Source organism: Microvirga sp. 2YAF29 (assembly GCF_052114605.1).
Lineage (GTDB): Bacteria > Pseudomonadota > Alphaproteobacteria > Rhizobiales > Beijerinckiaceae > Microvirga.
In genome coordinates this window covers 35,143-53,214 of the sequence record NZ_JBFRFB010000005.1, presented here as the reverse complement: position 1 = coordinate 53,214, position 18,072 = coordinate 35,143, and the positions used below count along the sequence as shown (strand labels likewise).

Genomic DNA, 18,072 nt, shown 5'->3' with positions numbered 1-18,072 from the left:
GGCAGCGTCGTGGCTATGGGTTCCGGGCTCGCCTTCTGCGCCCCGGAATGACAAAGGGAGAGTTTGAAAGAGGCGCTTACTCGTCCTCACCAAACCGATTGGCGAGCAGGTCGTCGATGGCCTGGAGGCAATCCTGGGCGTCCTGGCCCTTGGCGGTGACGGTGATGGTCGTGCCCTGGGCGGCGGCGAGGGTCAAAAGGCCCATGATGGAGCGGCCCCCTACGGTTTCTCCGCAGCGGGTGACGGTGACATCGGAATTGTAGCGCTCGACGGTCTGGACGAACTTGGCCGAGGCGCGGGCGTGAAGGCCCCGGCGGTTGATGATGGGAAGCTCCCGGACCTCCGCTCCGTCCGGAACAGGTGCAGGGGGGCAATCCTGATCGAGACGCTTATCCATTACTCTTATTTTCCCGAAAGCACGCGTGAGGCGATGTTGATGTATTTGCGCCCGGCCTCCTGGGCGTGAGAGACGGCGTCCGCCAGGGGCTCCTCGTCCCGGACGGATGCGAGCTTGATGAGCATGGGCAGGTTGATGCCGGCGACCACCTCGACGGAGCTGCCGTTCATGCAGGAGAGGGCCAGGTTCGAGGGCGTGCCCCCGAACATGTCGGTGAGAACCACGACACCGTGGCCCGAATTGACTCGGCACACGGCAGCCATGATGTCCTTACGCCGTGTTTCCATGTCGTCGTCGGGGCCGATCGTGATCGTTTCCAGTTGCTCTTGGGGTCCCACCACATGCTCAAGCGCGGCTCTGAATTCCGTCGCGAGCTGCCCGTGGGTGACGAGCACCATTCCAATCATAATGTTCCAGGTCCGAACGCTCCGAGAGCGGAGCGGCTATTTTGTGCAGCGCGAAGCCAAGCGCAAGAGCAATGAGACGAAAAGTTCATCACAGTGTCTCAACCGTGTCGCAAACACCACTCAATTGCCCGAGAGCTATGCTTGCGAAGCTTGCCCCGGCCCGCATTCGGATGCGAGGCACCACGACGCCGCATAGAACAATGTTGCTGTCATGCTCGTCGGGGAATCGTGGCGGGTCCTCGCTGAGGTCGATCACGAGGCGGATCACGGCCGAGGGCTCGTAGGGCTGACGGACGATGCCGAGGCCATGGATCTCCAAATGGCCCGCGAGCGGTCCGATGGGGCTGCCGACGAGCCGGTCATTCCTTAACCGAAGCTCGGTCCGGTCGTCGCTGACGAGGCACCCGAAACGTCCGGCCTGGATGGCATAGAGCACGATTTCCCGCGCCAGGGTGGATTTGCCGGCGCCGGAACGGCCCCTGATCAGGATTCCGGCCTCGCCGATCACGACACAGGAGGCATGGATCGTCTCCCGCGCGCTCAAGACTCGACCTTTCCACGCTCCAGCTTGAGGCTCTCTTTCCGGCCTGCCTCCTTTTTGCCGCGTGGGGTTTCGGCGGAGGGCAACCGGATGATGAAGCGGGCACCGAGCCGTTGCGGCTCGCCAGTCTCATCGACGGCGCCCAGTCGGTTCTCAGCGCGGATCGTGCCGCGATGGGCCTCGATGATCTGGCGGGAGATGGAGAGGCCGAGGCCCGAATTTTGGCCGAAGCCCTGCTCGGGCCGGTCGGTATAGAAGCGCTCGAAGATCCGGTCGAGGGCATCCGGCTCGATGCCGGGCCCGCTGTCTTCCACCAGCACCTCCACATCATTCCGGCGGCGCTTGAGCATCACGCGCACGGTCGCGTCCTGCGGGGAGAAAGAGCGGGCGTTGTCGATGAGGTTGTTGAACACCTGGCCCAGACGGCTGTCATGACCGAGCACGAGGAAGGCATCGCGGCCGCGGGCCTGTTTCTCGATCTCCAGTGCGATCAGCGGATCGTGTTCCTGGCGGCGCTCGTTGGCCACCGACACCACCGCTTCGAGAAGTCGCGCCATGTCCACCGGTTCCGCATCGGCGCGGGCGAGTTCCGCATCGAGACGCGAGGCGTCCGAAATATCGCTGATGAGGCGGTCGAGGCGCTTCACGTCATGCTGGATGATCGACATCAACCGCTTCTGCGAATCCTCGCTGCGGGCGAGCGGCAGCGTTTCCACGGCACTGCGCAGCGAGGTCAGTGGGTTCTTCAGTTCATGGGCCACATCCGCCGCGAAGCTCTCGATGGCGTCGATGCGATTGTAGAGCGCCTTCGTCATGTCGCGCAGCGCACCGGACAGATGGCCGATCTCGTCGGCGCGGTTGGTGAAATCCGGAATTTCCTGGCGCGATTTCGTGCCCCAGCGGACGCGCTCGGCGGCTTCCGCGAGACGCCGCACGGGGCCTGCGATGGCGCCGGCGAGAAACAGCGACAGCACGATCATCACCACGGCGGCGACCAGGAACACCTGGAGCAGGGCGAAGCGCTCGGAGGCGATGATAGCGTCGATGTCGCCTTCCTGCGTGGAGAGTAGCAGCACGCCCTGCACCGCGCGGAAACGCTGGACCGGCACCGCCACGGACACGATGGTCTCGCCGCGCGTATTCACGCGCACCGCGCTCGATTGCTGGCCCGCGAACGCCTGCTGCACCTCCGACAAGGAGCGGCCGTTGGGCGGACCGGGATCCTCCAGCACGGGGCGACGTGTGCGGCGGAACATCTTGCGGAACGAATTCCAGGCGCGCTCGATGAAGCTCGTAGTGTCCTCCGCATTGCCTACGGGATCGAGGTCCATCCGCAAGATGTCGCCGCGCGAATAGAAATTGCGGGAATCGAGCAGGAGCAGGCCGTCGCGATCGAAGATGCGGGCGCGGGTCTGGGTCGGCGTCACGAGGCGGCGCAGCAGGGGCGCGACGCGCTCGGGGTTGATGGAGAATTCGAGGGATGTCGCGCCCTCGTCATTGAGGCGCTCCGTCTCGCCCGCCTGCATCTGGAGGAGCTGGTCGGGATCGAGGGTGATGGTGTTGGTCTCGACCGTCGCGGAGCTGGCGATGGCGCCGGCGATGATCTCGCCCTGCGTGAGCAGACTCTGCACCCGCGCCTCGATCAGGCCCTCGCGGAACTGATTGAGATAGAGGAAGCCCACGAGCAGGGCCACGAGGCCCGCGAGATTGAGCACGACGATGCGGCGCGTCAGGCTTGAGGAGGCACGCTGCACGAGCATGCGGCCGAACCGCTTCAACCGCGCCAGGATGCCACGGGGCGCGGGCGGATCGTCGAGCGCTGCCTCGGCGTGGATAGGATCAGCCTTCATGCCACTCATCCAAGCGTGACCCGGCGGCGATGGCGCGGATCATGCCCGTCACTTTCCGTTATGCCTGCTCCTCGTGAGGCAGGCTCACTGGCGTCAGGCTTCCTTGAAACGATAGCCGACACCGTAAAGGGTCTCGATCATTTCGAAACTCTGGTCAACCACCTTGAACTTCTTGCGCAGGCGCTTGATGTGGCTGTCGATGGTGCGATCGTCCACATAGACCTGATCGTCATAGGCCGCATCCATGAGCGCGTTGCGGCTCTTCACGACGCCGGGGCGGGTGGCGAGGGCCTGCAGGATCAGGAATTCGGTGACGGTGAGCGTGACCGGCTCTCCCTTCCAGGTGCAGGCATGGCGCTCCGGGTCCATCTTGAGCTGGCCGCGTTCGAGAGCCTTGGGGTCGATCTCCTTGGGGGCCGTCTGGTCCTTGGGGGCGAAGCGGCGCAGAACCGCCTTCACGCGCTCGACCAGCAGGCGCTGGGAGAAGGGTTTGCGGATGAAATCGTCCGCGCCCATCTTGAGGCCGAACAGCTCGTCGATCTCCTCGTCCTTCGAGGTCAGGAAGATCACCGGCAGGTCCGACTTCTGGCGCAGGCGCCGCAACAGTTCCATGCCGTCCATGCGAGGCATCTTGATATCGAAGATCGCGAGATCCGGGGGCGCATGCTTCAGGCCGTCGAGAGCCGAGGCCCCGTCGGTATAGGTCTGGATGCGATAGCCTTCCGCCTCGAGGGCGATCGATACAGAGGTCAGGATGTTGCGATCGTCATCGACCAGGGCGATCGTTGGCATATACTCTTCCTTGGCTTTACACGGACGATGATAGTCTATCGTTCGACAACGCGGCAGGGCCTCATTCGTGCCCAACTGCGCCATACTCATGGCATAAATATGGTTGTCCCCAAGGGGATAACCAGGGCCGATACCCATAGTGGTGTCTACGAGGGTCCGGTTCAACCGCACATGAACAAATTCGATAGCCTGAACAGATCAAGTCGAAATTCAGGATAAATCGACCGTAAAACCAAATTCAAAAAGCTTTATTGGCAATAGAATTCGGCAAAGAATTCCCCTGTAAGGTCAATCCTCCTAAAGGGGGGTGACAAATCTTGCAAAATCTCTCCAGAAAGCGGTTCTCGGGCCTAGCATCCGGCAAAATAGAATGCCATGGAATGCCTCGGTTGACGGAAACGTCGGCTGACCTACACCTTTCAAGTTCAAGCGGTGTAACGGAAATAAGGCCGTCGCCCCGCAAAGGTAACATTTTGACGGCCATCTGAGGGCGGATGATCGCGCCGCCCGATGATCGGCGTTCAGGAGAAGTCTTCCGTGGATAACATCGGCGTCTTCAATAGCGCGCAAGACGCGGAGGCTTTCGGCTTCCGCAATCTCAAAAAAGTCTACTGGAACTTAGAGGCCCCCGCTCTCTACGAGGAGTCCCTGACCCGGGGCGAGACCAAGCTGGTTAAGGGCGGCGCCCTTCTGGCCGAGACCGGGGTTCACACCGGCCGCTCACCCAAGGACAAGTTCGTGGTGCGCGACGATGCCACCGAGAGCACCGTCTGGTGGGACAATAACGGCTCCATCACCCCCGGCCATTTCGACACCCTGCTCGCCGACTTCCTGGCCCATGCCGAGGGCAAGGAGCTGTTCGCGCAGGATCTCTATGGCGGCGCCGATCCGGCCTATCGCGTGAAGGCCCGTGTCTTCACGGAATTCGCCTGGCACTCCCTGTTCATCCGCAACCTGCTGATCCGTCCCGATGCGGGCGAGCTTGCCGATTATGTGCCCGGCCTCACCATCATCGACCTGCCGTCCTTCAAGGCGGATCCTGCCCGCCACGGCTGCCGCTCCGAGACGGTGATCGCCTGCGATTTCGCCCGCAAGATCGTTCTGATCGGCGGCACGTCCTACGCGGGCGAGATGAAGAAGTCGGTCTTCACCTATCTCAATTACGCGCTGCCCGCGAAGAACGTCATGCCCATGCATTGCTCCGCCAATGTGGGCAAGGAAGGCGATGTCGCCGTGTTCTTCGGCCTGTCCGGTACGGGCAAGACGACGCTCTCCAACGATCCGAACCGCGTCCTGCTCGGTGACGACGAGCATGGCTGGACTCCGAACGGCGTGTTCAATTTCGAGGGTGGCTGCTACGCCAAGACGATCCGTCTGTCGCGTGAGGCCGAGCCCGAGATCTTCGCCACCACCGAGCGCTTCGGCACGGTTCTCGAGAACGTGATCATCGATCCGATTACGCGCGTTCCCGATTTCGACGATGCGTCGCGCACGGAAAACACACGCTGCGCCTATCCGCTCGACTTCATCCCGAACGCGAGCGCTACCGGCCGCGCAGGCATTCCGAAGAATATCGTGATGCTCACCTGCGACGCCTTCGGCGTGCTGCCTCCGATTGCCAAGCTCACGCCTGCGGAAGCCATGTACCACTTCCTCTCCGGCTACACCGCCAAGGTGGCCGGCACGGAGAAGGGCGTGAAGGACCCGGAGGCGACGTTCTCCACCTGCTTCGGCGCGCCGTTCATGCCGCGTCACCCGTCCGTCTACGGCAACCTGCTGCGCGATCTCATCGCCAAGCATCACGTGGATTGCTGGCTCGTGAACACGGGCTGGACCGGCGGCAAATACGGCGTCGGTCGCCGCATGCCGATCCGCGTCACGCGCCGCCTGCTAACGGCTGCTTTGGACGGTTCGCTCTCCCGCGCTGATTTCCGCCGCGATCCCTATTTCGGCTTCGCGGTGCCGACCTCGGTGCCGGGCGTCGAGCCGCACATCCTGTATCCGGTGAAAACCTGGCAGAACAAGGCGGAGTTCGCCGAGACCGCAAAGCGCCTCATCGACATGTTCAATAAGAACTTCAAGCGCTTCGAGAGCCACGTCGATTCCGATGTGCGCTCAGCAGCACCCCAGATGTCGATTGCGGCTTAAAGCTGCGCTTCATATCGATTAAAACGAACGGCGGCTCTCGGGCCGCCGTTTTGTTATTGAAGAGTATCGAATGGACGTTCTCGTCATCGGAGCCGGTGTTGTCGGATTGGCGATTGCGCGCGCCTTAGCCATGCGCGGCCACAGCGTGATCGTGACTGAAGCAACCGGCGGTATCGGCAACGGCGTGTCCTCGCGCAACAGCGAGGTGATCCATGCGGGCATGTATTATCCGGAGGGCTCGCTGCGGGCGCGGCACTGTGTCGATGGGCGGCGCATGCTCTACGCCTTCTGCGAGAGCCATGGCGTTCCGCATAAAAAATGCGGCAAGCTGATCGTCGCTGTGAGCGATCTCGAACAGGCGAAGATCGAAGGCATCTATCAGCAGGGTCTCACCAACGGCGTCGAAGGGCTGTCCTTGCTCTCGGGCGAGGAGGCGAAAGCGCTGGAACCCCATCTTTCCTGCACCGGCGCCGTGCTGTCGCGCGAAACGGGAATCGTGGACAGCCATGCCCTCATGCTGGCGCTCCAGGGCGACCTTGAGGATGCAGGCGGCATGATCGCGTTTCATGCCCCCGTCGAGCGGATCGCACAAAATGGAACGGGATGGAACGTGCATGTAGGCGGGTCGGAGCCCGGCGGGCTCACCGTCGATGCGGTGATCAACGCGGCGGGGCTCGGCGCGCAGGCTTTGGCACGGGCGACCGAAGGCTACCCGGTCGAGCGCGTGCCACCTCTCGTTCTCGCCAAGGGCAACTATTTCGGCTGCATCGGCAAGCCCGCCTTCTCACGCCTGATCTACCCCTCGCCGGTCGATGGCGGTCTCGGCACCCATGTGACGCTGGATCTGGCCGGGCGCATGCGCTTCGGTCCCGACGTGGAATGGATCGAGCACGAGGCCTACGAGGTCGATCCCAGCCGTGCCGAGAGCTTCTACGCTTCGATCCGCCGCTACTGGCCGGGCCTCCCGGACGGCGCGCTGGTGCCGGATTACGCAGGCATCCGCCCCAAGCTGACGGGGCCGAATGAGAAGGCGGCGGATTTCATGATCGATGGTCCGGCGGAGCATGGGCTCAGAGGCCTCGTGCATCTCTTCGGCATTGAGAGTCCGGGGCTAACCTCGTGTTTGTCGATTGCAGAGGATGTGGCGGAGCGATTGGGCGTTTAGGCCCTGAACGTCATCCCGGACGGCGCAGGCGATCCGGGACCGCCAACCGCTGAAATACACCCCTCTGTCATTCCGGGGCGCCGCAGGCGACCCCGACCCGAAGGGCCGCGCCGCAGGCGTGGAAACCCATAACCACGACGGCTCAAGAAAAGCACTTCAACCCGAACAGTTTTATTCTGCACTTTCGGTGGTTATGGGTTCCCGCCTTCGCGGGAATGACAGCGTGGTAGTTCAGGCGCTCCATCCTGCCAACGATCCCGGGTTCTGCTACGCAGCCCCAGAGTGACACATCAATCAGGCCCTGAAGAACAGCAGCGTGATCAGCACGAAGGTCGGGATCAGGATTGCGCCCGACCACAGAAGATAACCGAAGAAGCTCGGCATCTTCACGCCGCCTTGGCGGGCGATGGCATAGACCATGAAGTTCGGTGCGTTGCCGATATAGGAGTTGGCGCCCATGAACACCGCGCCGGCGGACACGGCGGCGAGCGTCATTGCGCCGGTGGTCATCAGCACCTTCGGGTCGCCTCCGGCGAGTTCGAAGAACACGAGATAGGTCGGGGCATTGTCGAGGAAGGACGAGAGGCCGCCGGTCAGCCAGAAATAGGCGGCGTTGTTGGCGCTGCCATCCGGGTTTGTCACCAGGGCCACGAGCGGCGCGAAGGCGCCCTCCGTTCCGGCCTGCAGCATGGCAAGCACCGGGATGATGGTGACGAAGATGCCCGCGAAGAGCTTCGCCACTTCATTGATCGGGCCCCAGGAGAAGCCGTTCTCGGCACGGCTGGCGGCAGGCGTGAGCTTCAGGGAGATGATGGTCACCGCGATCATGATCACGTCGCGCAGGGCGTTGGCGAGCTGAATCTCCGAGCCCAGCACCGTGATGCGGCCGAGATCGGTGGTGGCGCTCATGAGGATGGCGGCGATGATGATGAAGATCAAAAGGAAGTTGATGCCGCCCGTGACGCGCACGGGGTTGTCCGGCGTAGGATCCGGCTTGATGTGTCCTTCTTTGCGGTAGACCACCGTATCGATGGCGAAGAACAGGGCAAGCAACAGCACGCTGGCGAAGAGGGTTTCGGGGAAAAGGTGCGTGGTCGTCCAGAAGAATTCCACACCGCGCAGGAAGCCGAGGAAGAGCGGCGGATCACCCAGCGGCGTAAGCGAGCCGCCGATATTCGACACTAGAAAAATGAAGAACACGAACACATGGACATTGTGCTTTCGGTCGTCGTTGGCGCGTAGCACCGGACGGATCATCACCATCGAGGCGCCGGTCGTACCGATGAAGCTTGCAAGCACCGTGCCTATGGCCAGCAGCATGGTGTTGGTGCCGGGCGAGCCATGGATATTGCCGCGCACGAGAACCCCGCCTGCCACCGTGAAGAGAGCGAGCAGCAGCAGGATGAACGGCACGTATTCCAGAAGCGCCGTATGGGCGAGGGCATGAAGCGCGGTGGTCGGCCCGAGGAGAGCTGCCATCGGCGCCAGCACGAGCAGGCTCCATAGGGCCGCGATCTTGCCCTGGTGATGCTCCCAGAAATGCGGCGCAAGCAGCGGGAAGAGGGCGATGGAAAGGAGGATGCCGGCAAAAGGCAGAGCCCAGGCGAAGCCCAGGGCCGACCCGTTCAATTCCGCCGCGAAGGCCGATTGCGGCAGGCCGATCAGAGCGGCGGCGAGCACCGCACTTGAAATGCGAAGCATGGTCTTATTCCCCCTCACCGGCTGCCCGGCAAATTCGTGATGTTATGGACACGGTTTAAGGGAAGGCGCGCATCGCCGCAACGGCAGGTCTGTTAACCGGCTGTTCACCATAAGTGAAAGAGAGTACAACACCATTACAAAAGCCGAGCCTCGGACCCAAAAGTGGTCTCCACTTTTGGGGGGAATCCGATGCTCTATTAAAGCTGCGCATCGTTCGGGGCGGAAAACCGGAACCACTTTTCACTAGCGTGGCCCGCCGGGTCCGCACGATGCGCGAACTGAGCTGGGGGTTGTGGGCCGATGTGCCGTTTCCTTGCCTATCGGGGAGAGCCGATCTTCCTCGACGAACTGGTCTGCGCGCCAGCTCATTCGCTGGTCCATCAATCGCTTCACGCGACCGAGGCCAAGACGGAAACTAATGGCGACGGCTTCGGTATCGGCTGGTATGGCGAACGGTCCGAGCCCGGCATTTATCGCGAGGTGCGACCCGCCTGGTCCGACGAGAATCTGCGAAGCCTCTGCGAGCAGGTGCGCTCCGGCCTCTTCTTCGCCCATGTCCGCGCCTCCACCGGCACCTCGACCACGCGGGCCAATTGTCATCCCTTCACCCATGGCCCCTATCTCTTCATGCATAACGGGCAGATCGGCGGATATGGGCGCATCAAGCGCCGTCTCGAGGCGCTGATCCCCGACGATCTCTATGATCGCCGTCTCGGCACCACGGATTCCGAGGCGATCTTCCTGGTGGCGCTCGCCAATGGATTGGCCGAGGAGCCCGTCACCGCCATGGCGCGGACGCTGAAGACCGTGCGCGGTCTCATGGATGAGGCCGGCATCGAGGAAGCCCTGCGCTTCACCGCCGCGTTCACCGATGGCGAGAGCCTTTGGGCCTATCGCTGGGCTTGCGACGGCATGCCGCCGACCCTCTATTTCCGCGAGTATAACAGCAACCTGCTCGTGGTCTCCGAACCCATCGACGACAAGACCAACGGATGGCGGGAAGTGCCCAAAGGCTGCAGCCTCATCGCCCATGCAGGGTGCGGCGTGAGCGTGCAATGCCTCAACGAGACGATGGCGCAACTGGCGGCTTAGAGCATTTTCGGCGAAGCGGACCCAGGTCGCCGCCAGGAAAGCGGCAAGACAATCTAGAGCATCGGATGGATCGTCCACTTTTGGGATCCATCCGATGCTCTATGGCATCGCCGACACGCTCTTGAGCGACGTCTCCAGCTTGTCCCGTCGCTTGCGCGCCTTGTCGACCCAGACTGCCGCGATGGCGTGATCCAGGAAGAAGTCCATCAAGCGGCCTTGCCGGTGCGATTTGAGAAATTTATTGAGCGCGGCGAGTTCGATCTGCCTGTCGCGCGGGGATGCAGATTGCCCGAGCCGCTCCTCCGAATGCTCCTTGGCCAGGAAATAATAGGCCGGCGCGAAATCAGGATGTTTCGCGATCAGCGCATCGAGGCGCGTGATGCGTTCCGCGCCTTCGAATTGCAGCGCATGGAGCAGCGCGGTGGAGCGTGTCGGCGCATCCTCCTGCAATTCCGCATAGACCTGCCGCGCCATGGCTTTGCCCTCATGCGCGTTCACCAGGGCCGCGTAACGCAGATGCGGATCGACGAAATCGAGACCCATGCGCGCCAGCGCGTAATAGGCGCGGTGAGCGCCCGAGGTTTCTCCCTTCGCCTCGAAGAGAAGAGCCTTGTAATAGAGCCCCGGCGCGGATCTGGCGTCTTCGATGAGGCCCCCCTTCTGAGACAGGTTCAGGAAAGCCTCGGTCGGGTCAGTCGAACGCACGAGGGCCTGGGCTGCCTGCTGGGCGGGCGAGGGAACGGCAAACGCGATGTCCGGGTCGGCAGGCTGGTCGGCGAGCTGCCAGCCGGCGACGGCGCTCGCGACGACAAGGGCCGTTGCGCAGGCCAAGGCTGCCCATCGGGCCAGGTACTGCCGTTGGTAAGCGGGCTCGCTCCTGTCCTGATCGAAAGCCGTTCCCGGCCAGGCGATGGCGAAGGCATGAACCGGGAAGGGAATGTTCTTCACTGTCCGCTCGCCCAAATCGATGAACGGCACCGACACCCCGCCTGAAGCGGCTTTGTGTATCTCATCGGAAATGCAGACGCCGCCGGGCTTAGCTAATTTTTCCAGGCGGGCCGCGATATTGATGGGCATGCCCATGAGCTCGCCATCCCGATCTACCACCTCGCCCGAGGCGATGCCGATGCGAAACTGAAGCCAGCGGTTCGGCGGAAAGGCGAGGTTGAGGCCTCTGATCGCTTCCTGAATGTCCACAGCGGCACGGACGGCATGAAGAGGAGATTTGAACTCGCACATGATCGAGTCGCCAGCCGTGTTGAAGATTCGGCCCTCATGGCGGAGAACAAAGCTCTCGCAGGTCCGGCGATAGGTGGTGAGTCTCTGGAGGGTTTCCTCTTCGTTCTCAGCGAGCAGCCGTGAGAAACTCACGACGTCGCTGGCGAGGATTATTGTTGCCCTGCGTTTCACCGGTCGACCACTCCGTTCCCATGGGACTTCTGAAGGTCCATCCTGGGATGAGACGCGCAAAGTCCAAAAAGGCTGCGCACGCGACATTATGAAATTGTATTTCGATGTTTATCAAGGGGCAGGGGCAAATTCTCTTGAACTAGAGAATGCTTTCTCAAGGTAACCTCAAGAATAGTCAGGCCTTAACCATCAAGTTCCGGATATTGCCTGAAGATGCCTGCCTCGTTGAAGGGGATTCGGCGAGGGCTTTCGAGATAAGCCTTGATCCGGGGGCGCTCCGACACCGCCCGATGCAGCGTCGAGACCTTGGGGGCTTTCTTCAACGCCCGCGCCGTGGCTTTCGGAAAGGCATAGGAAAGCCCTTCGACCACCTGAAACAGGGAGAGGTCGGCGTAAGTCAGCGTCGAGCCGACGAGATATCCGCCGCGTGCGGAATTGCGCTCCAGGATCGTCTCGAACCACTCGAGGAATTTCGGAATGCGGCTCTTGCGGAATTCCGCAGAGCGGCGCAGCGCCTCATCCTTCTGATCTTCGTAATAGAGCTCGACGCCGATGGGATGGTGCGTGTCATGCGCCTCCGCCACGAAATCTGCGATGGTGAGCTGGATCTGGCTGGTCCAGAGCCCACCCGTCGGGTCTTTCGGCGCCAGGTCATGGCGGGCGCCGAGATAGAGCAGGATCGCCGAAGTCTGGCCGATGATCGTCTCGCCATCCTTCAGGAAAGGCGGTGCGAAGGGTGGATGATCCGCGTGGTCCATCATCCGCATCATCATGGCGATGCCCTCGGACTCACGCGCAACATCGATGTAATCGGCTCCTGCTTCTTCCAACGCCAGCCGCACGAACTCACCGCGTCCTTGGATGGTAGGCCAGTAATAGAGTTCGTACGACATGGGCGCTCCTGATCGCTTCAGCAAAACTGTATGAAGGATGGTGGAGCTGTCTGTCCTAATGTCAAAGGGTCAGCGTGAGCCGGACGTTCGGTCATACGATCCGGCTCATCCGATCAATGCGCCTCGTCCCAGTTCTGCGCGGCGCGTGCTTCCACGGCAAGCGGCACCTTCAACGTCACGGCCGGGAAGGGCGCTTCCGTCATCACGCGCGAGATCACGGGAAGCGTCGCCTCGATCTCGTCGTCGGGGGCCTCGAATACCAGTTCGTCGTGCACCTGCAGCAGCATGCGCGCGGAGAGGCGTTCGGCTTTCAGAGCATCTTCCATGCGCGTCATGGCGCGGCGGATGATGTCGGCGGCGGTGCCCTGGATCGGTGCGTTGATCGCCTGGCGCTCTACGCCCGCGCGTTCCGACGGATTGTTCGATTTGATCTGCGGATAATGGCAGACGCGGCCGAAAAGCGTGGTCACGTAACCCTTGTCCTTACAGAACTTTTTCGTCTCGTCCATATAGTTTCGGATGCCGGGGAACTGCTCGAAATATTGCTTGATGAAGGCTGCCGCCTCCGCATTGCCGATGCCGAGGCGTGTGGCGAGGCCGAAGGCGGAGATGCCGTAGATGATGCCGAAATTGATGGTCTTCGCCTGACGGCGCAGATCCGACGTCATTTGGTCGAGCGGCACGCCGAACATCGCAGATGCGGTGGCCGAATGAATGTCGACGCCGTTGGCGAACGCTTCCTGCAGTTGTGGGATGTCGGCGATATGCGCGAGCAGGCGCAGCTCGATCTGGCTGTAGTCCGCCGAGATGATCTTGTGTCCCTCGGGCGCAATGAAAGCCTTGCGGATCTTGCGGCCCGCTTCCGTGCGGATCGGGATGTTCTGCAGATTCGGATCGGAGGAGGACAGGCGCCCCGTCGTGGTGGCGGCGAGCGAGAAGGACGTATGCACCCGCTTGGTCTCGGGGTGCATATGGTCCTGCAGCGTGTCTGTATAGGTCGACTTCAGCTTCGAGAGCTGGCGCCATTCGAGGATCTTCTCGGGCAGCTCGTGCCCCGCCTGCGCCAGCTCATCGAGCAGGGTCGCGGGCGTCGCCCATTGGCCGGATGGCGTCTTTTTCGCACCGGGCAGGCCCATCTTGCCGAAGAGAATGTCGCCGATCTGCTTCGGCGATCCGAGGGCGAATTTCTCGCCGGCCATCTCGTGAATCTCGTCTTCGAGCCGCGCGAGCGTCTGCGCGAAATCGCCGGAGAGGCGGCTGAGAATCTGCCGGTCCACGAGAATGCCGCGCATCTCCATGCGGGCGATCACATCGACCAGCGGACGCTCCAGCGTCTCATAGACGGTGGCGCGACGCTCGGCGGCAAGACGCGGCTTCAGAAGTTGCCAGAGACGCAAGGTGACATCCGCATCCTCCGCCGCATAGGCGGTAGCCTTGGTGATTTCGACCTTGTCGAAAGAGACCTTGTTCCGGCCCGTGCCGGCCACTTCCGAGAAGGTGATCGGGGTATGGCCGAGATGACGGCGGGAGAGTTCGTCCATGCCGTGCGAGCCCTTGCCCGCATCGAGCACATAGGAGATCAGCATCGTGTCGTCGATGGGGCGCACATCGATGTTGTGGCGCTTGAACACGACCCAATCGTATTTCAGGTTCTGGCCGATCTTGAGCACGGATTCGTCTTCGAGCATCGGTCGAATGACATCGAGCGCATCGGTGACGGAAAGCTGACCCTTCACCAGGCCGCCGCCGAAGAGATCCGATTCATCGCGGTGCTGCAGTGGCACGTAGCAGGCCTTGCCTGCTTCCATCGACAGCGAGAAGCCCACGAGATCCGCGAGGTTAGCGTCGAGGTCGCTCGTCTCCGTATCGACGGCCACATAGCCCTGCGCGCGCGCCTGGCTCACCCATTCCTTCAGGCGATCGAGGCTCGTGACGGTCTCGTAAGACGTCACGTCGAAGGGCACGGAAGTCGCCTCCGTCGCGCGCTTGCCCGCAAGCTGCGAGGGCGTGCCCAGGCCTTCCACCGGTTTGCGCACGGCTCCGGTTTCCGGCAGGTCGAGACCGGCAAACGGATCGACCTCGCCCGCAACCGTATCGACTTTATCGAAAAGCGGTGGTTCGCTATGCGCGAATGCACCGCCGCTGCGCTCCCACTTGATCGCCTCGCCACCCGGCATCATGCGCGGGTCGGGCTCGATGGCGGCGGGATCGGCGTCGTAGAGTTCGGCCACGCGGCGCGTGAGCGTGCTGAACTCCATCGCCTTGAGGAAGCCGATGAGCGTCTTCGGGTCGGGCTCGGGCACACGCAGGTCGTCGAGCGCCACCGGCAGCGGTGCCTCGCAATCGAGCGTCACGAGCTTCTTCGACAGGCGCGCGGATTCCGCGTTGTTGATCAGCGTCTCGCGGCGCTTGGGCTGCTTGATCTCGTTCGCGCGTTCCAGCAGCGTTTCGAGATCGCCGTATTCCTTGATGAGCTGCGCCGCCGTTTTCAAGCCGATGCCGGGCACGCCGGGGACATTGTCCGAAGTGTCGCCCATGAGCGCCAGCACGTCGCCGATCTTTTCAGGCGGAATGCCCTCCCATTTCTCGGTGACGGCGGCCTCGTCGAGATTGCGCTCGGGGCGGTAGCCCGGTTTGCCCTTGGAGCCGGATTCGAAATCGTAGAAGCAGACCTTAGGGCCGACCAGCTGCATCAGGTCCTTGTCGGACGAAATGATGAGCACATCAGCGCCTCGCGCCTTCGCCTCTTGCGTATAGGTGGCGATCAGGTCGTCAGCCTCGTAGCGCTGAAGTTCCACAGGCTCCATGCCGAAGGCACGGATCGCCTCGCGCATGATCGGCATCTGAACCTTCAGGTCCTCCGGCGCATCCGGGCGATGGCCCTTGTAATCCTCATAGAGTTCCTTGCGGAACGAGCCTTCGGACTTGTCGAGCACGATAGCGAGATGGGTGGGCGTCAGACCCGCCGCGCCGTCGCGCATGAATTGCAGGAGCTTGGAGACGAACAGGCGCACGGCCCCCGTCGGCATGCCGTCGGAGCTGCGGGAATTGTACTTCTGGTCCTGATTCATGGACTGGAAGTAGGCCCGGAAGATGAAGGAGGAGCCGTCGACGAGGAAAACGTGGTCGCCGGCTTGGACGGGACGGGAAGAAGCCATGGGTCTCGTTCGTGGAGAAAAATCGACCCGCAAGAGATAATGTTTTTAGGGGCCGATGGCTATGGGGATGCGAAGCGAAGCTTCAACTCACACGACTCCGGGAAAGTCCTTCAGGATATCCCGCAGAAGTTCATACCGTTCAGCGCCGAGCTTATTCCTGAGTTCGTCCTCAATTCGGGTTTTTACCTTGGCGGCATCTGCGAGAAAGCGCTCCCCTTCGGGGGTGAACTTGATGACGAGTGCCCGCTTGTCGGCGGGATCCCTGCTGCGTGCAATGTACCCTGCGGCCTCAAGCTCCCCGATGAGCTGAGAGGCCGATTGCTTGCGCATGCCGGCGCGATCGGCAATCTCGGAGAGATGCGCACCCTCCGTCCCGATATGCGGCAGAATCGCAGCGTGCGCGAAACTGAGAGCCGGATGCCCCAACTCACGAACGGCCGACATCGAGCGCTCGTTGAAGGCGCGCATGGCCTTGAGGAGAAGACGACCGGTATTGGTCTGGCGCAGATCTCCACCTAGGCCGGCCTGATTGGTTCCCATACCACGTCACCCATACTTGACGGTGCAATTTAGTCAGGTTACTGACCAATTTCCAGTTAGTCAGCTTCCTGACTAAATCATACTTCAATATCTCTTGAGGGCTAAATGTCGAGAACGTCCGCTGAAGAATTCATTCGCCAGTTCATGTCTACGGTCTGGGACAAAGCCCAGATCGAAGCGGCTGAGGGATTTGTTACGACCGACTATATCGACCACGCCTATGACGGCGGCCTCGATGCTCTCAAAGCTCAAATCGCGCAGTTGCACGGAGCCTTCCCGGGAAGCCTCCATATGATCGAAGACATTCTTGTCGAAGGTGACCGCGTTATGCTTCGCGCCCGGTTGCAAGGGCGCCATACAGGCGCATTCCGTGCGATACCTGCAACCGATGCCCCTATCGATGTCCGCGTGGCGCGTTGGTTCCGTCTAGAAAACGGGAAGATTGCGGAGCATTGGGCGTTGCTCGATACGATCAGTCTCTTCCGGCAGATCGGCAAGGAGCCTTTCGCTCTCGCTGCCTGAGAGATGGTTTAGGCTTCCGGTTCCACCCGAAATCATGCGGCTTTCAATCGCGCGAGTTCCAAGTCTAGCTCCCTGAGCGCCTGCATCACCACGCCCTCGGTGAGGAGATCGAGGGAAGATTCCACCACATGGACGGTGGCAAGCGCCCTGAGTTCGGGAATGGTCTGCGATTCGAGCGCGGCCTCGAAAGAGGGACGCAAAAGGTCCATGGCCCGGGTGCCGGGGCCACAGAGGACGATATGGTCCGGCTCCAGCGTCTGGATGAGAATGCCGACCGCATCGCCAAGAACCTCGCCGGCCTCGTGGAACAGCTTGAGGAGCGCGGTGTCGCCGGCCCTGGCCTGCTCCACCACCGCACTCATGGCATTCTCGCCCGGCAGCAGCAGGGTGGGGGCGGGGCGGTGGTCGATGAGCTGAGCGTCCCGGTGGAGGGCGTAATCGGCGAGATAGGCCTCCACGCAGCCGCGTCCGCCACAGCGGCATTGCGGCCCGCTCCGGCGGAGTCGGACATGGCCGAACTCGCTGCCGCCGAACCGCGCGCCGCGATAAAGCTCGCCTTGGATCAGGAAGCCGAGGCCGACGCCGTCCCCGATCATCAGGCAGGCGGTGCGGCCCGAGCGTAGGTCGGGGCTGCGCTGGGCGATGGCGAAGGCCATGGCGCTGGCATCGTTCTCGATCAGGACCGGCTTGCCGAGCCGCTCGCTCAGGCCCGCAGCCAGGGGTAGGTCGCGGGTGCCAAGCACCGGGCTCCAGGCGACGATGCCGTCGCGGGTGTCCACGTAGCCCTGGCAGGCAAGGCCGACGGCCTTCACGTCGGCGGCGTCACAGTCGCGGGCGAAAGTGGAGATCGTGTCCGCCAGCACGTCCATCAGCTCCTCGGCTTCGAGATTGCGCAAGGGGCGCTCGATGTGGCGGCTTGCCCGGTTGCGGCCGGCGCTGTCCACGAGACGCAGCTCGATCCGGTTGAAGCCGGTCCAGACGCCGATCACGGAGCCTAGCGAATCGGCGAAGAACAGGCGTGTCTTGGGCCGTCCCCGGATCAGGCCGGACGACTGGTCCGCCTCCTCGGCCATGAGGATGCCCTCATCAAGGAGGTTAGCCGTGAGGTCGGAAACGCTAGCCGGACTCATGCCGAGATGCTGGCCGATTTCCACGCGCGCCATCGGGCCTTCGCGGCGCAAGGCATCGAGCAGGCGCCGCCGGGCGGCTTCGCGGGGGGATAAGGACACGGTGTTCATTGCCAGCATTTATTCATGCCTTGAATAAAACATGGCGAATAAAAAAGGATATCCGACCAAAAGATAAGAGCTGGACCGCTTGAAGGTACCGATGCTTAGGGTAATTATTTCCCCGCTCGAAATATAAAACATGGCAGCGTGAGCTAAGTCTGCCGGTCCGAGCCGGATCGGTGGCCTGCCATGAGCATAGTGCCAGCAAGGGAACAGTCTGGCCTCAG

At 62.2% G+C, this 18,072-nt stretch carries 15 protein-coding genes; 4 read left to right on the top strand and 11 right to left on the bottom strand.

Translation table 11 applies throughout. The features are described from left to right. Positions 1-76 precede the first annotated feature (76 nt). The 5 genes from AB4Y85_RS08215 to AB4Y85_RS08195 form a co-directional block, all read right to left on the bottom strand. Positions 77-397, bottom strand: a complete 321-nt coding sequence (locus AB4Y85_RS08215; protein ID WP_441984389.1) for an HPr family phosphocarrier protein — start codon at positions 395-397, stop codon at positions 77-79. A gap of 5 nt (positions 398-402) precedes the next feature. Beyond that, a complete protein-coding gene (locus AB4Y85_RS08210) occupies positions 403-804 on the bottom strand; it encodes a PTS sugar transporter subunit IIA (RefSeq protein WP_441984388.1) in 402 nt (133 codons plus the stop codon). An 88-nt stretch (positions 805-892) separates the two neighbouring features. After that, positions 893-1,348, bottom strand: a complete 456-nt coding sequence (locus AB4Y85_RS08205) for an HPr kinase/phosphorylase (protein ID WP_441984387.1) — start codon at positions 1,346-1,348, stop codon at positions 893-895. Continuing rightward, positions 1,345-3,195, bottom strand: a complete 1,851-nt coding sequence (locus AB4Y85_RS08200) for a stimulus-sensing domain-containing protein (RefSeq protein ID WP_441984386.1) — start codon at positions 3,193-3,195, stop codon at positions 1,345-1,347. The genes AB4Y85_RS08205 and AB4Y85_RS08200 overlap by 4 nt, the downstream gene beginning before the upstream one ends. Positions 3,196-3,288: 93 nt before the next feature. After that, complete coding sequence (locus tag AB4Y85_RS08195; protein WP_441984385.1) at positions 3,289-3,987, bottom strand: response regulator transcription factor; 699 nt, start codon at positions 3,985-3,987, stop codon at positions 3,289-3,291. A gap of 537 nt (positions 3,988-4,524) precedes the next feature. Here AB4Y85_RS08195 and AB4Y85_RS08190 point away from each other — a divergent pair. Both AB4Y85_RS08190 and AB4Y85_RS08185 read left to right on the top strand, forming a co-directional pair. After that, entirely contained in the window at positions 4,525-6,135 is a 1,611-nt protein-coding gene (locus AB4Y85_RS08190) for a phosphoenolpyruvate carboxykinase (RefSeq protein WP_441984384.1), read from the top strand. A 70-nt stretch (positions 6,136-6,205) separates the two neighbouring features. Then, on the top strand, positions 6,206-7,300 hold the full coding sequence (locus tag AB4Y85_RS08185) for an NAD(P)/FAD-dependent oxidoreductase (RefSeq protein WP_441984383.1): 1,095 nt from the start codon (positions 6,206-6,208) through the stop codon (positions 7,298-7,300). Between the two features lie 294 nt (positions 7,301-7,594). Here AB4Y85_RS08185 and AB4Y85_RS08180 read toward each other — a convergent pair whose 3' ends face one another. Further along, positions 7,595-9,001, bottom strand: coding sequence for a sodium:proton antiporter (locus tag AB4Y85_RS08180; protein WP_441984382.1), 1,407 nt, complete (start codon positions 8,999-9,001; stop codon positions 7,595-7,597). Between the two features lie 300 nt (positions 9,002-9,301). Between AB4Y85_RS08180 and AB4Y85_RS08175 the strand changes: the two genes are divergently transcribed. Then, on the top strand, positions 9,302-10,093 hold the full coding sequence (locus AB4Y85_RS08175; RefSeq protein WP_441984381.1) for a class II glutamine amidotransferase: 792 nt from the start codon (positions 9,302-9,304) through the stop codon (positions 10,091-10,093). A 99-nt stretch (positions 10,094-10,192) separates the two neighbouring features. Here AB4Y85_RS08175 and AB4Y85_RS08170 read toward each other — a convergent pair whose 3' ends face one another. From AB4Y85_RS08170 to AB4Y85_RS08155, 4 genes are all read right to left on the bottom strand, one after another. Then, positions 10,193-11,503, bottom strand: a complete 1,311-nt coding sequence (locus tag AB4Y85_RS08170; RefSeq protein ID WP_441984380.1) for an adenylate/guanylate cyclase domain-containing protein — start codon at positions 11,501-11,503, stop codon at positions 10,193-10,195. 182 nt (positions 11,504-11,685) lie between these two features. Then, a complete protein-coding gene (locus tag AB4Y85_RS08165; RefSeq protein WP_441984379.1) occupies positions 11,686-12,396 on the bottom strand; it encodes a glutathione S-transferase in 711 nt (236 codons plus the stop codon). A 113-nt stretch (positions 12,397-12,509) separates the two neighbouring features. Beyond that, positions 12,510-15,554 carry a DNA polymerase I gene (gene polA, locus AB4Y85_RS08160; RefSeq protein WP_441984378.1) on the bottom strand — a complete coding sequence of 1,015 codons (3,045 nt, stop codon included), beginning with the start codon at positions 15,552-15,554 and terminating at the stop codon, positions 12,510-12,512. A gap of 87 nt (positions 15,555-15,641) precedes the next feature. Then, complete coding sequence (locus AB4Y85_RS08155) at positions 15,642-16,094, bottom strand: MarR family winged helix-turn-helix transcriptional regulator (protein ID WP_441984377.1); 453 nt, start codon at positions 16,092-16,094, stop codon at positions 15,642-15,644. A gap of 105 nt (positions 16,095-16,199) precedes the next feature. Between AB4Y85_RS08155 and AB4Y85_RS08150 the strand changes: the two genes are divergently transcribed. Further along, entirely contained in the window at positions 16,200-16,616 is a 417-nt protein-coding gene (locus AB4Y85_RS08150; protein WP_441984376.1) for an ester cyclase, read from the top strand. A 32-nt stretch (positions 16,617-16,648) separates the two neighbouring features. On the opposite strand, the gene AB4Y85_RS08145 is transcribed toward AB4Y85_RS08150, so the two are convergent. Then, positions 16,649-17,863 carry an ROK family protein gene (locus tag AB4Y85_RS08145; protein WP_441984375.1) on the bottom strand — a complete coding sequence of 405 codons (1,215 nt, stop codon included), beginning with the start codon at positions 17,861-17,863 and terminating at the stop codon, positions 16,649-16,651. Between the last annotated feature and the right edge of the window lie 209 nt (positions 17,864-18,072).

Excerpts from the sequence above, each read along its gene's own strand:
- AB4Y85_RS08185 (WP_441984383.1), top strand. The coding sequence starts at position 6,206 with ATGGACGTTCTCGTCATCGGAGCCGGTGTTGTCGGATTGGCGATTGCG.
- AB4Y85_RS08180 (WP_441984382.1), bottom strand. The coding sequence starts at position 9,001 with ATGCTTCGCATTTCAAGTGCGGTGCTCGCCGCCGCTCTGATCGGCCTG.
- AB4Y85_RS08165 (WP_441984379.1), bottom strand. The coding sequence starts at position 12,396 with ATGTCGTACGAACTCTATTACTGGCCTACCATCCAAGGACGCGGTGAG.
- AB4Y85_RS08215 (WP_441984389.1), bottom strand. The coding sequence starts at position 397 with ATGGATAAGCGTCTCGATCAGGATTGCCCCCCTGCACCTGTTCCGGAC.
- AB4Y85_RS08155 (WP_441984377.1), bottom strand. The coding sequence starts at position 16,094 with ATGGGAACCAATCAGGCCGGCCTAGGTGGAGATCTGCGCCAGACCAAT.
- AB4Y85_RS08200 (WP_441984386.1), bottom strand. The coding sequence starts at position 3,195 with ATGAAGGCTGATCCTATCCACGCCGAGGCAGCGCTCGACGATCCGCCC.
- AB4Y85_RS08145 (WP_441984375.1), bottom strand. The coding sequence starts at position 17,863 with ATGCTGGCAATGAACACCGTGTCCTTATCCCCCCGCGAAGCCGCCCGG.
- AB4Y85_RS08210 (WP_441984388.1), bottom strand. The coding sequence starts at position 804 with ATGATTGGAATGGTGCTCGTCACCCACGGGCAGCTCGCGACGGAATTC.
- AB4Y85_RS08150 (WP_441984376.1), top strand. The coding sequence starts at position 16,200 with ATGTCGAGAACGTCCGCTGAAGAATTCATTCGCCAGTTCATGTCTACG.
- AB4Y85_RS08195 (WP_441984385.1), bottom strand. The coding sequence starts at position 3,987 with ATGCCAACGATCGCCCTGGTCGATGACGATCGCAACATCCTGACCTCT.
- polA (WP_441984378.1), bottom strand. The coding sequence starts at position 15,554 with ATGGCTTCTTCCCGTCCCGTCCAAGCCGGCGACCACGTTTTCCTCGTC.
- AB4Y85_RS08175 (WP_441984381.1), top strand. The coding sequence starts at position 9,302 with ATGTGCCGTTTCCTTGCCTATCGGGGAGAGCCGATCTTCCTCGACGAA.